This is a genomic window from Mycetocola sp. Y791 (genome assembly GCF_059445325.1).
Map to the genome: position 1 here is coordinate 692,095 of NZ_JCAIUC010000001.1, position 12,995 is coordinate 705,089.

Consider the following 12,995-nt stretch of genomic DNA (forward strand, 5'->3'; position numbering starts at 1 on the left):
CTCGCTGACGTGGTGACTGCCGACAGTAAGACCCCTCCCGTCGTTTCAGTGGCTGTGTGCACGTACAACGGTGCCCCCTACGTCGAGGAGCAGCTGGCGAGCATTCTCGAGCAGACGCGCCGTCCGGACGAGATCGTTGTCTCGGATGACGGATCGAGCGACGACACGATCGCCTTGGCCAGTCAGCTGCTTGAGGGCTCGGGCGTCCCGTTCCGCACGCTCGAGAACGCGAGCCCCCTCGGCGTGAGTAAGAACTTCGAGCAGGCGGTACGGGCCTCATCAGGAGACATCGTCGTCCTGTGCGACCAGGATGACGTGTGGCACCCGCAGCGACTCGAGCGCGCCCTCGCCGAATTCGATGCCCGGCCCGAACTGACGCTGCTCTTCTCGGACGCGCGGATGGTGGACGCCCAGGGCAATCCGCTCGGTTACTCCCTGTTCGAGGCTCTCGAGATCAGCGCAGCGGATCGCACATCGATACACAGCGGATCCGCGTTCCCGACTCTTCTCCGCCGCAACATCGCCACCGGAGCCACGATGGCGTTCCGGCGGTCCCTGCTCGACGTCGCTATTCCATTCCCCGTCGAGTGGGTGCATGACGAATGGCTCACCGTTCTCGCCGCTGCTGTCGGACAGGTCGATTTCCTCCCGGACGCGCTCATCGACTACCGGCAGCACGGTGCCAACCAGATCGGTGCGCGTGAGCCGAGCCTCTCGCACAAGGCTCGCCGGGTGCTCGAGCCCCGCGGCGACCGCAACCGTGACCTCGCCGTACGCACCGGCATCCTCGTCGACAAGCTGGCGTCGCTTGGCGACGCCGTGAAGCCGGCAGACCTCACGGCCGCCCGCGGAAAGCTGCGCATCGAACGGATGCGAGCGGGGTTGCCCGCAAACCGGCTCGCGCGGGTGCTACCCGTTTTGAAAGAAGCATGGACCGGCGACTACGCCCGGTTCACCAGCCAGGGCAACACGGAGGTCCTGCGCGACCTCTTCCAGCCCCAATAAGCCAGCGCGGAGTTGTGGCTCCCTGCGGGGTGTCGAGCGCACCTACTCCACCGGTACGGGCGGGTGAGGTTCGGCACGAAGCCGTGTGCGCCAACTCATGTTCTGTGAGGCTTTCACCGCGCAGACAATGAGAAGCAGCCAGCCGGCGTCAACGAGGATGAAGCTTTCGGCGGCACCTGTCCCTATGAGCGCGACGAGCACAAGTGCCGGCCAGGCGTAGGTCACGGTTCGTCGGTTGGAGGCCAGGAGCCAGGAGCGCACGAACGCGAGTACCAGCAGGCTGAGGAAGAGGCACAAACCCACGATGCCCACCTGCAGGTAGACATCGAGGAACGCATTGAGCGCGCTGTCGTGATCGCGGATGAGCGCGTTGTTGATGTAGCTGTACGGGGCCACGTCCTGCCAGAAACCTGTCCAGCCCCACCCTTCGATGTCGTGTACCGGGACGAGCTTCCACGCCTGGAACCAGAGAAGGTAGCGGTATTCGAACTCGCTCCCCGCGTTGAGGAGCGCGAGGACCCGAAGCCGCGACAGGTAAGTGACGTACAGGACGACGATCGTTAACCCGGCGAGGGCGAACTGCAGAGTCCTCCTGGTGTCCTTCGGTGCCTGACGGAGGCCGTACAGGGCCAGTGCGGCCATTCCGAGCGCTATCGCGACGAGGATGGTGACCGGGGATTGGCTGAGACCGAGCGCGGCAACGGCGACAACCAATGAATACGTCACAACCACCCTCGGCACCGAGCGGGTGCGCCACTCGATCACAAAGGTGACGAGCGCGATGAGTGCCATGAAGCCGAGCATGTTGCGCGTACCGAACACGCCCTGAATCGGCCCGCCCATCGCGATGTTTCCCTGCACGCCCATGAAAGGAAACGGCATGTCGAGGACGAGCCCCGCGAGCACTTCGACCGCGATCGAGAGCGTGAGCAGAGCCCGAAGAACACTTCCAACCGAGCGTACGATCTGGATCATGTCCCTCGTGAGCGCAACGGTCACACCGAGGAACGCAACGGCGATCTGGTAGAGCGAACTCGCGAGCGTTGCCACCTCGTGGTCTGTCCAGAACACCGACAACAGGCACCACCCCATGAAGGCCAGGATCGAGATCGGGAGAAGACCGTGCCACTCGATGGTGTCCCATCGCGCGATCACGACCAGCACGGCAAGGGGAACCAAGGCGAGGAGGACCCCGACGAGCCCGTTCCAGCCGAGGACGGATCGGATCAGGGGGCCGGTGAACGCGACACCAAAAATCGTGATGCTGAGCGCCGCCGTCGCCTGGGCGCTCGCAAGGCCCCGAATGAGCGTGGCGAGTACCGGATGGTGCGGCAGGGGGCGTGGTGACGTCATCGAGCGGTTTCAGCAGCGATAACGGGGCTGAGACTGGGCCGCGCGACGGCATCCATCACGGGATATTGCTTGGTCTTGAGCGCGAGCGCAACGACAAGCACCCACCCGGACTCGACGAGAATGCGGCTCTCGGCAACGGACTGGACGACGAGCGTGACGGCGATGAGGATGGGCAGGATCGAGAGCACCGTGTACGGGCGGTCGACACGAAGGTCGAACCGGGGACGATCGACGGCGGCGAACCAGCAGCGCCAGAGCATCGACACGATCACGGCGGCGAACAACACCACGCCGACGGCGCCGAGCTGCAGCCAGACGTCAAGCCACGCGTTGTGGGCGTGGAGCTGCTCCACGCCATTACGCACGACGAGCCCGTCGAACGGTTCCACCCAGCCAATCCAGGGGCTGGAATACCCCCAGCCGAACCATGGGCGCTGCTGGGCGAGTTCTGAGACATCGTTCCAGATCCCGATTCGGCCGGTCAGGTCGCTGCTCTTGCCGAAGAGGGCGAGGAAGATGTTGCTGAAGACGGTGACAAACAGGATGCTGGCCGCTGCGACCGCGGCGAGGCCCAGGTACACGCCGGTGCGGGCGCGAGGAGTTCTGCTTCGCCGGATCAACAGCACGGCACCGAGTACGACGGCGGCGGCGACAGCGGCGAGGATCATGGTGCTCGACCGGGTCAGGCCGAAGATCAGGACGGCGAGCGCCAGCCAGCCGATGCCCCAGCTGCGACGGACGCTTCCCGCGGCGAGCTGCAGGCCGAACACGATGATGCCGAGCAGTGCGATCACGGCGAGGAGGTTCGAATTGCCGAGGATGCCCTGAATCCGACCGCCCTCGAACAGCAGGTTGCGCGACCACATCGCCAGCAGCGGTGGTTCCTCACCGCCGAAGTCGACGAACAGCGGCAGCACCGGGGCGCGCACGATGAGCGCGACCCAGAGTTCGAACAGGATCGACAGGCCAAGCACCCACTTGAGCGCGACGGCGAGCACACGAACGAACTCGGTCCAGGTGAGAACGAGGGCGAGGTAGATGCCGACGATCGTCGTCAGGAGCGTTCCGGTGAGCGTCAGAAGAGTTGCGGACGGGTACGCGGACCACGCGGTGGAGATGGTTGCAAACCCGAGAAAGGCGATAAGCGCCTTGGGCAGTCGCGACCTGTCGAGCCGCGGCCTTAACTTGATCATGGTCACGGCACACGCCAGAGCGACGATGATCGCGACTGCCGAGAACCCCCAGATGGTAATGAGGTTGCGGATGCCGTCACCCGCGAACGCGACGAACAGGGCGAGCGTGCCGATTCCCGTCGCCCAGAGTCGCTCGGTGGAGAGCTCGACCGGCGGCAGCACGGGGGACGTCGTCATGGGTTACAGGTTATCGCGGTTCGTGGAGCTTGCCTCGGACGCGTGGCAGCATCCTCGTCGCCGGGCGTCCCGGCGTCCTCACCGTCAACGGCGGCCGCCCGTACCGGCCGTGCGCAACCGGTGCCACCGCCTGGCGAGTCCCCGGCGGATCCGGAGCGCCAGCGCATCAAGCGGTTCATCTGGAGCGGCGCGCCGTGGACCGACGCCGGCTGCGGCTCGATCGAGTTCGAGAGCCCAGCGCCTGGTGATCGCCTGGTCCGAGTACGCGGCGGATGTCTTCACTGCGTTGCGGCGCATCGCATCGAGCTTTTTCGGCGGGAGGCCGACCAGTCGCTGGATCACCGCCGCGAGCGCGGTGATGTCGCCGGCGGGGACGAGGAAACCGTTGACCCCGTCGCGGATGATGTCGGCCGGGCCATACGGGATGTCATACGCGACGGGGAGGCAACCGGCAGCCATTGCTTCGACGAGAACGAGCGGAAATCCCTCGCTTTTCGAGGTCAGGAGAAGGAAAGAACTCTCACGCAGGTGATTCCTGGCATCCGGCTGGTAACCGTGCAGCTGGACGCCACCATCGGTTTTTGCAATGGCGGCCTCGACCTGGCCACGTTTGGGTCCGTCACCATAGATGTCGAGAGTGACGGGAGTGGACGCGGCGCGAGCCGCAGCGATGGCGCGGACCGCGTGGTCCACCCGTTTGCGGTCGTCGAGCGCCGAGAGCATGATGCCCGAGTGCGCGTTCCGCGCCGGGGGAGCGGCTGACCCGCGCGGAACCTCTCTCCCGTTCGGGATCACCGCGGTACGAGCCCTCGGCCCAAGCAGCGGCAGGGCTTCAGCCCGTTGCCGTTCAGTCAGGAAGACCAGCAGGCTGAAACCGGTGGGATTCTCGAAGACCGCGGCCCTCGACGCTCGAATTGTGTGGCCGTCGGAAGCGAGGTGTGAGCCGTGGAGCACATGGGCCGAGACGACGTTCGATCGTTTGTACCCGACCATAAACCGTGCACTGGTCTTGCTGTCCACGATCATCGTTGCCTGCTCGCTGTCGCGCACTTCGTCGAGCCACCACCGGTACAGGGACCATGCGCCGTTCCACGCCTTCACCGGATTGCCCGCGCGATCGCAGAACACTATCGTGCGCCCGCCGGTGGTCCCGCGCTCCGTGACGTCCCGCCGATCGCTCACAGCGAGGGAACCATCGGGCCTGTAGTGGTCGACCTGCAGCTGGGTGGAAGCGTCATCGCTGTACCGGGTGCGATTCATCACCCGGCCGTTTCGTTCGCCGCCGACGTATGGCCCGGCGGCGTCGAGCGGGGTGAATCCTTCGACGAGCTTTCGGCCGGGAACCGCGGCCGCCACGCCGGCGTAATCATCGGGAGACGGGTACTCACGGAGCCAGTCCCACAGATTCAGGACGCGCATGCCCTCGACGATTTTCCCCGTCGCGCGGAGCCGCTGCTCCAGTTCAGGGTAGTCGGGGCGGGTGTCAAAGGTGAGGACGTCGACCCGTACGCCTGCCAGCCGGACGAAGGCCCTCGAGCGATGCAGCAGAGCTCCGGTCATGCCGCCGAATGCGTCTGAGATTCCCCACGTGACCGCGTAGTGGCGCCCCCCTCGCATGGCAATTCGAGCTGGCACGGCGCTCCCTTCCTGACTCGATCCCGGGTGGCATGCGACCCGGGTCCGGAATAGTAACCCCGGGAAAAGGCACGCGACAGGGCCGCCTCCTGACGAAGGCAGAGCGGCAAAGCGAATCAGCGACGGGGCTGGACAGTGCGGGCTCAGTCGTGGTCCACTCGGGGGACTCGCTCACCTCACCGTGGAGGCACCATGAGAAGGACCCCATTGGTCGCAGGACTTGCGGCTGCCACCGTCATGTTCGGTGCAGTGCCGGCCACTGCAGTGGGAGCGAGTGTCGTGTCGGCTGGTGCGCGCACCGTCGCCACGGCGGCCGACGTCACCGAAACGTATTCGAACCCTCTCACCCTCACTCTGCCTGACGGGCGCCTCGCTGAGCAGTGTGCAGACCCCGACGTCATCCGGTCCGCGGATCCCGCTGACCCCGCGTGGTATCTCTTCTGCACGAGGGACGCGCTCGATGCGGGGGAAACCAACGATGACGGGTCGTTGCGTTTTTACAGCATCCCCAGCTACCGGTCGACCGACCTGGTGAACTGGACGTTCGTGGCAGAAGCGTTGCCGGAGAAGCCCGCGTGGATCGGCGACGGCGACATGTGGGCTCCGGACGTCGTCTACCTCAACGGCACGTACTTCCTGTACTACACGGCGACCCAGACGACGGGTCCCGGCGGCGGCCCTGCCATCGGGGTTGCGACCGCAGCCACCCCGGCCGGGCCGTGGACCGACGCGGGTGGGCCGGTCGTCGAACCCATGGCTGGGCGCTGGGTCTTCGACCCGGAAGTGATCACCGTCGATGGCCAGAACTACCTCTACTTCGGAAGCTACTTCGGCGGGCTTTCGGTGCGCGAATTGAGCGACGACGGGTTGAGCACGGATCCAGCGAGCCAGGTCGAAATCGCGATCTCGAACCGTTACGAAGGAACCAGCGTCGTCGAACACGAGGGCTACTTCTACCTCCTCGGTTCGGCCACGAACTGTTGCGCAGGGCCGGCAACGGGCTACAGCGTTTTCGCCGGTCGATCGACCAGCCCGACCGGGCCGTTCGTCGACCGCACAGGCACTTCCCTGCTCGCTGGGCGTGTCGGGGGTACCCCTGTGCTGCACCAGAACGGCAACCGCTGGATCGGCACAGGTCACAACTCGGTAGTGACGGATGTTGCCGGTACTGACTGGATTGTTTACCACGCGGTCGACCGTCATGACCCCTATCTGGTCGAAGGTGGCACCTATACGAAGCGCCCGGTGCTCATGGATCGGATCGACTGGGTGGATGGCTGGCCCACCGTCCGGGGCGGACGCGGCCCGTCTGACACCCCGCAACCCGCGCCCGTCACGCAGGCGGGTCTGCCGCCGTCCCCCTCGCCGGATGCGCTCAGGCAACCGGAACCGGCTGACCTGATCGCCGGGCTTTCGGATAACTTCGATGGTGATGCGCTTTCGCCGCAGTGGTCGTGGATTCGCCAGCCAGACCCGTCGACGTACAGCGTCGGGGACGGAGAGTTCCGATTCGACACGCAGGCAGCGGACCTCGGTCCTGACCCCGGTGCGGCCGGGCTCCTCACCGAAGCGGCACCAGAGGGGGACTATGTTCTCGAGACGAGACTGTCGGTGTCGGTGCCGGCGGAGGGCTGCTGTCAGAACTACGTCCAGGGCGGAATCGTGATTTATGCCGACGACGGCAATTTCATCAAGCACGCCGTTTCATCGATCTTTGAGACGAGGCAGACCGAGTTCGCGAAACGGCAGAGCCCGGTGCCTGAGGGATACCCGGTCTACGGGAACAGCGTCGGGGGGCCGGTCGGTGAATACACCTATCTGCGGATTGTGCGCCAGCACAGCGATACCGAAAACCTCTACACCGGTTACACCAGCCTCGATTCGGTGGCGTGGGACGAGTCGGGGACCTGGACGACACCGCTCGGTGCGACCACCCGTATCGGGCTGGTCTCGATGGCAGGTGCCGGGTTCACCAGCACGTTCGACTACGTCAGAGTGTCGACGCTCGCTGCGCAGCCGACGGACCCGACGGACCCCGCCGAGCCACCGGTCGTACCGACTCCTGCCGCGCCGGCCGTTCCCGGTCCAGACGCAACAGCGGCTCCGGTCGTTCCCGGAGACCCGCTCGCTGGTGCCCCGGGAGCGGATGCGAGGGCGAGGGGATCCCTGTCGCAATCCGGTGCCGACCTGACGTCCGTCCTCGCCATCGCCTGCATCGGGGCGGCGCTCGCGGTTGCGGGTGTTTCCCTGCTGCTGGTGAGGAGGACGCGACTCCGGCGCGACGACCGTCGACCGGACTGATGGCAGGCGCCCCGCGCTGAACGGCTCGATTCCGGGAACTCCCAGCCGCGTCCGCTTAACGTGGAACGAATGGGAACAGGGCAAACCGAACGCATGCACGCGCTCGACGGCGTGCGCGGGGTCGCCGCAGTTGTCGTCGTGCTCTACCACCTGACGCTCATGGCGCGTCCGCGACTGGAGGAGACCGCCGGGCTCTGGGAATGGATCACCCAGTCTCCGCTCAGGCCGCTGACCGCCGGCAGTGAAGCGGTGCTCGTCTTCTTCGTGCTGAGCGGACTTGTCGTTTCGATCCCCGCGCTGTCCGGCACCTTCGACTGGCTCCGGTATTACCCGAGCCGTCTCATCCGCCTCTATCTCCCCGTCATCGGTGCTGTGCTGTTCGCTGTCGCGCTGATCCTCGTGGTTCCGCGGTTCCCCGGCGCGATCACCCCGGACAGCTGGCTCGACAACCGGGTGGCGTCGAGTGTCTCGCTCGGGCGGATCATCGAAGAGTCGTCGCTCCTCCCGCAGACCTACACGATAGTGAACGTGCTGTGGTCGCTCCGCTGGGAGGTGGTGTTCTCGGTGCTGCTGCCGGTGTTCATCGTCGTCGGGCTCGCGGTGCGCCGCCGGCCCTGGCTCGCCGCTGTCACGTCGGTCGCCCTCATGATCGCTGGCCGGGTGCTGCAGGTCGACGCGCTCGTCTACCTGCCCACGTTCTTCCTCGGCACCATGATGGCCGTTCACCTGCCCCAGATCCGGGCATGGGCCGATCGGGTGAACCGACGCGGCGGCAGGTTCACCTGGGGGACGCTTGCGCTGGCATCCGTCGTTCTCCTCGTCCTGAGCTGGCTCACCCGCGACATCGCCCCGGCGGGCTCCAGCGCGAGCGCCGCCCTGTGGGGGCTCGCCGGTGTGGGTGCTGCCGGGCTCATCGTCGTGGCGATCGGGTCGCCCTTCGCCGAACGGATGCTGTCAGCCCGCCTGCCGCTCTGGCTCGGCCGTGTCTCGTTCAGCCTCTATCTCGTGCACGTGCCTGTGCTGGCGAGCGTGGCCTTTCTCATTGGGGACGCCGCGTGGTGGCTGGTTGCGCTGATCGCGTTCCCGGCCAGTTTCGCCATCGCCTGGCTATTCCACGTCGCAGTCGAAACACCAGCGCATCGACTGGCGCGGCGGGTGGGAAACCGCGTCGCTTCGCGGCGCGATCGAGTTCCGACGCCCATCGTTTCGTAATCGCTTCGTCGGAGTACCGCGACGCTGTCTGCACGGCATTGCGTCTCATCGCGAGTACCTCTGCCGCGGGGAGGCTTACGAGCCGTTCGATCGCAGCGCTGAGCGCGGAGATATCGCCGGGCGGAACGAGGAATCCGTTGACCCCGTCCCTGATGATGTCCGCAGGCCCGTAGGCGATGTCGTAGGAGATCGGCAGGCAACCAGCGGCCATCGCCTCAACGAGGACGAGGGGGAACCCCTCGCTTCGGGAGCTCAGCAGAAGGAACGAACTCTCCGAAAGGTGAGTGCTGGCATCCGGGTCATATCCGCGCAGCGTGATCCCGCCCCCGGCCTTCGCGATGGCCGCCTCAACGCGATCTCGTTCGGGCCCGTCACCGTAAATGTCGAGGGTCACGGGCGCGCCGGCGGCCCGTGCCCCGGCGATCGCACGCACGGAGTGCTCGACCCGCTTGCGTTTCTCGAGCGCCGACAGCATGATCCCCGACGTGACGGGGCGGTCTTTCGGTGCCGCGGAGGCTCGTGGCACTGCGCGGCCGTTGGGAATCACGGCGGTGTGCACCCGATCGCCCAGAAGCGGCTCCGCCTCGGTTCGCTGGCGTTCGGTGAGGAAGACCAGGGCGTCGAACGAGCGGGGGTCATCGAACACCGCCGCCCGCGATGCGCGCACCGTCGTCTCGTCCGATCCCGCGAGGTGCGAGGCATGGATGACGTGCATGACCAGCAGCTGCGGCCGCACGTAACCGACCATGAACCGTGCGCTCGTCTTGCTGTCGACGATCATCGTCGCCGGGCCGTTGCCGCGCACCTGGTCCAGCCACCAGCGGTAGAGCGCCCAGGCCCGGTCCCACGCCCGCACGGGCTCGCCGGAGGTGTCACACAGCACGATGCTGCGACCGCCGACCGCCCCGCGGTGCCTCACGTCGCGGCGGTCGCTGACCGCGAGCGTGCCGTCCGCTCGGTAGTGATCGACCTGAAGCTCGGTCACACCGTCCTCGGCGTATCGAGTGAGACTCATGATCACGCCGTCGCGGATCCCGGCGAAGTATTTCTCGCTCCGGTCGAGGGGAGCGAACGCTGAGGTGAGATTTTCCGAGGCGGATGCCCTGGTGCGGGCAAATTGCCCCGGTGACGGGTGATCGCGCATCCAGTCCCACAGGTTGACCAGCCTCATGCCGTCGATGAGCCTGCCGCCCTGGCGCAGGCGGCGTTCGACGTCCGGGTAGTCCGGGCGCGCGTCGAAGGTCAGGACGTCGACGTCAATCCTGCCGAGGCGGACGAAAGCACGGGAGCGATGGAGGAACGCCCCGGTCATGCCGCCGAAGGTGTCGGAGATTCCCCAGGTGACGACAAAATGTCGGCCCTGGCGCAGTCGAACGCGTGAGATTTCGCGCTCCTTCCCGTCGCAACACATGGGCGGGAGCGTCCCCGCACGTTCAAGCGTACCCGCCGTCTGGCGGACTGGCACCTGGACGCGTGTGGAGGCTAGACGAACGCCGCCTTACCGGTGATGGCCCGCCCGACGATCAGTGAGTTCATCTCGCGAGTGCCCTCGTACGAGTACAGTGCCTCGGCATCAGCGAAGAACCGCGCAGCCTCGTAGTCGAGAACTATGCCGTTGCCGCCCATCGCCTCGCGGGCCCACCCGACGGTCTCGCGCATCTTCGCGGTGCAGAAACCCTTGGCGAGAGCGGAGTGTTCGTCGCGCTGGGTGCCCTCGTCGAGCATCTGGGAGACCCGCACGCACATGGCCATCGACGCTGTGATGTTGCCGAGGCACTTGGCAAGCAGGTCCTGGATCAGCTGGTGCTCGGCGATCGGCTTGCCGAACTGCTCGCGCTCCTTTGCGTATGCAACGGCGGCTTCGTAGGCGCCGACCGAAACCCCGACGCTCGACCACGCGACGGCGGCGCGGGTGAGGCGAAGCACCTTTGCTGTGTCGCGGAACGAGTTGGCGTTCGCCAGCCGCATGCTCTCGGGGACGACGACGTTGTCGAGGGTGATGTCGGCGTTCTGGACGGGGCGAAGCGCGATCTTGCGCTCGATCTTCGTGGCGGTGTAGCCGGGGGAGTCGGTCCGGACGATGAAGCCCTTGACCTGTCCGTCCTCGGTGTCCTTGGCCCAGATCACTGTGATGTCGCTGAAGGTGGCGTTGCCGATCCAGCGTTTCGAACCGTTGAGTGTCCACGAGTCGCCGTCCCGCGTTGCCGTCGTGCGCAGGCCGCGCGCGCTGTCGCTTCCCGACAGCGGCTCGGTCAGGCCGAATGCACCGATGACCTCGCCGCTCGCCATCTTTGGCAGCCACTCGCTCCGCTGCTCACGGGATCCGCACACGCTGATCGATCCCATGGCGAGACCCTCCTGCACGCCGATGAACGTCGCCATCGACGCGTCGACCCGCGCCATTTCCATGGCGACGAGTCCACGGAATACTGCCGAGTTCTCGAACGGCCGCACTTCCTCGAACCCGTAGCGAGCGACATCGGTCTCGAGAAACGACGCGATGAGGTCGTGGGGGAACTCTGCGCGCTCCCAGTAGTCGTTGATCACCGGCCGGACCGTGATTTCCATGTAGCTGCGCACTCGCATGAGCGCGTCTTTCTCCCGTTCGGAGACGAGGCTCTCGAATCCATAGAAATCGCTGGCGAGTGGTTCAAACGACATTCGTGCTCCGTTGCGTTGGGGTCGGTCATCCGGGTGAACCGGACTCGAATGAAGCCTACGGACGCGCGGCTTTCCCGCACAATCGCTTGCCGTTTGGGGCAAGAGAGAACGGATGCCTGTGGACGGCTCTTGTAGGGTGTCAATGAACGCCCACCGCTCGTGGCGGTTTGAAAATCCGGCGTCGCACCATGGCACTCAGCCATGACGCTCGACCACTTGGATAAGGACCAGTCCGTGTTGATTCCCCTGAGCAATGTTCCCCGGGATTATGCGTGGGGGTCGACAACGGCCATCTCCGATCTCCTCGGAACTGTGCCATCCGGCGGGCCTGAGGCCGAACTCTGGCTCGGCGCCCACCCCGGGTCACCGGCGCGCGTGCTCGATCCATCGATGACCGGCGGCGCGGCGACGCTCGCGGACTGGATCGAGAGCGACCCTGCCGCCGCGGGGCTCGCCGAACCGCGCTTGCCCTTCCTCCTGAAGGTCCTCGCTGCAGACGCTCCGCTCTCGCTGCAGGCCCACCCGACACCCGCTGAAGCCCGCGCGGGATTCGAGCGGGAGAACGCCGCTGGCATTGCGCTCGACGCGGCGAACCGCAATTACCGCGACGCCTTCCACAAACCCGAGTTGATCTACGCGCTCAGCGAGACGTTCGATGCGCTCTGCGGATTCCGTCCGGTCGCTGACGCGCTCGTCGACGTCGACGCACTACTCGATGCGCCGGGTCTCAGCGCCGATGCCATCACCGCGTTGCGCGCGTTCCGCGACCGCCTCGCTGGCGGTGCCGACGGCGCCGGTACTGACGCCGTCGTGCTGCGTTCTGTCGTTGAATACCTGCTGACCGATGATGTGTCGGCTGTGGTCACGGCGCTCACGGATGCCGCTCAGTCCGCGCCCGAAACGCCCGCGGTGAGCACCGTGCGGCGGCTTGCCGGGTTCTACCCGGGTGACCCCGGAATCGTGGTCTCCCTCCTGGTGCGCAGTGTCACCCTGAAGCGCGGAGAGGTGCTGTACCTGCCGGCGGGAAACATCCATGCTTACCTCGGTGGCCTCGGGGTCGAACTCATGGCAGCGAGCGACAATGTGCTGCGGGGTGGCCTCACTCCCAAGCACATCGACGTCCCCGAACTGCTCAGCGTTCTCGACTTCACGCCGCTGCCCGTCCCGTACCTCGAGCCGCGTCCTGTCGGCGACGGCACCGAGGCCTTCGTTCCCGACGTGCCCGATTTTGAGCTCATCCATGTCTCAGGGCTGGGAGAAGGGTCAACTCAGCTCGAGCTGACCGGGCCGGCCATCGCCCTGGTCACTGACGGGAGCGCAACGGTCCGAGGGGCATCCGCGCACCGCTCTGTCGAACGGGGCGACGTGCTGTACATCACGCCGGACGAGGGTCCGCTCACTATCTCCGGTCCTGGCGAGATGTTCCTCGCGACGACCAGGCTGTCGGCCGACAACTGA

8 protein-coding genes and 1 pseudogene are annotated in these 12,995 nt (G+C 66.2%); 4 read left to right on the top strand and 5 right to left on the bottom strand.

Annotated elements, in window-relative coordinates; all coding sequences use genetic code 11:
* The first annotated feature begins 9 nt into the window (after nt 1–9).
* The gene (locus tag AC1C2N_RS03225; RefSeq protein ID WP_495432851.1) at nt 10–1,005 is read left to right on the top strand and encodes a glycosyltransferase family 2 protein; all 996 of its coding nucleotides are present in this window, start codon (nt 10–12) and stop codon (nt 1,003–1,005) included.
* Between the two features lie 42 nt (nt 1,006–1,047).
* Here the strand turns inward: AC1C2N_RS03225 and AC1C2N_RS03230 are convergent, their stop codons facing one another.
* The 3 genes from AC1C2N_RS03230 to AC1C2N_RS03240 form a co-directional block, all read right to left on the bottom strand.
* On the bottom strand, nt 1,048–2,358 hold the full coding sequence (locus AC1C2N_RS03230; protein WP_495432853.1) for an O-antigen ligase family protein: 1,311 nt from the start codon (nt 2,356–2,358) through the stop codon (nt 1,048–1,050).
* Entirely contained in the window at nt 2,355–3,728 is a 1,374-nt protein-coding gene (locus AC1C2N_RS03235) for an O-antigen ligase family protein (protein WP_495432854.1), read from the bottom strand. Before AC1C2N_RS03235 ends, AC1C2N_RS03230 begins: the two co-directional genes overlap by 4 nt.
* Before the next feature lie 84 nt (nt 3,729–3,812).
* Nucleotides 3,813–5,363, bottom strand: a complete 1,551-nt coding sequence (locus AC1C2N_RS03240; RefSeq protein WP_483405584.1) for a glycosyltransferase — start codon at nt 5,361–5,363, stop codon at nt 3,813–3,815.
* 192 nt (nt 5,364–5,555) lie between these two features.
* Here AC1C2N_RS03240 and AC1C2N_RS03245 point away from each other — a divergent pair, with 192 nt between their 5' ends.
* Both AC1C2N_RS03245 and AC1C2N_RS03250 read left to right on the top strand, forming a co-directional pair.
* Entirely contained in the window at nt 5,556–7,664 is a 2,109-nt protein-coding gene (locus AC1C2N_RS03245) for a glycoside hydrolase family 43 protein (RefSeq protein ID WP_495432855.1), read from the top strand.
* A 69-nt stretch (nt 7,665–7,733) separates the two neighbouring features.
* The gene (locus tag AC1C2N_RS03250; protein ID WP_495432856.1) at nt 7,734–8,876 is read left to right on the top strand and encodes an acyltransferase family protein; all 1,143 of its coding nucleotides are present in this window, start codon (nt 7,734–7,736) and stop codon (nt 8,874–8,876) included.
* A gap of 55 nt (nt 8,877–8,931) precedes the next feature.
* On the opposite strand, the pseudogene AC1C2N_RS03255 reads toward AC1C2N_RS03250, so the two are convergent.
* A pseudogene (locus AC1C2N_RS03255) lies at nt 8,932–10,287 on the bottom strand (glycosyltransferase); the annotation flags it as partial.
* Nucleotides 10,288–10,358: 71 nt separating this feature from the next.
* Nucleotides 10,359–11,537, bottom strand: coding sequence for an acyl-CoA dehydrogenase family protein (locus tag AC1C2N_RS03260; RefSeq protein ID WP_495432858.1), 1,179 nt, complete (start codon nt 11,535–11,537; stop codon nt 10,359–10,361).
* A 234-nt stretch (nt 11,538–11,771) separates the two neighbouring features.
* Between AC1C2N_RS03260 and manA the strand changes: the two genes are divergently transcribed.
* Nucleotides 11,772–12,995: a mannose-6-phosphate isomerase, class I gene (manA, locus tag AC1C2N_RS03265; protein ID WP_495432859.1), complete on the top strand. Its 1,224-nt coding sequence runs from the start codon at nt 11,772–11,774 to the stop codon at nt 12,993–12,995.

Bases quoted from the DNA above. Each gene is read 5' to 3' on its own strand.
- AC1C2N_RS03230 (WP_495432853.1), bottom strand. From the start codon at position 2,358: ATGACGTCACCACGCCCCCTGCCGCACCATCCGGTACTCGCCACGCTC.
- AC1C2N_RS03235 (WP_495432854.1), bottom strand. From the start codon at position 3,728: ATGACGACGTCCCCCGTGCTGCCGCCGGTCGAGCTCTCCACCGAGCGA.
- AC1C2N_RS03245 (WP_495432855.1), top strand. From the start codon at position 5,556: ATGAGAAGGACCCCATTGGTCGCAGGACTTGCGGCTGCCACCGTCATG.
- AC1C2N_RS03250 (WP_495432856.1), top strand. From the start codon at position 7,734: ATGGGAACAGGGCAAACCGAACGCATGCACGCGCTCGACGGCGTGCGC.
- AC1C2N_RS03260 (WP_495432858.1), bottom strand. From the start codon at position 11,537: ATGTCGTTTGAACCACTCGCCAGCGATTTCTATGGATTCGAGAGCCTC.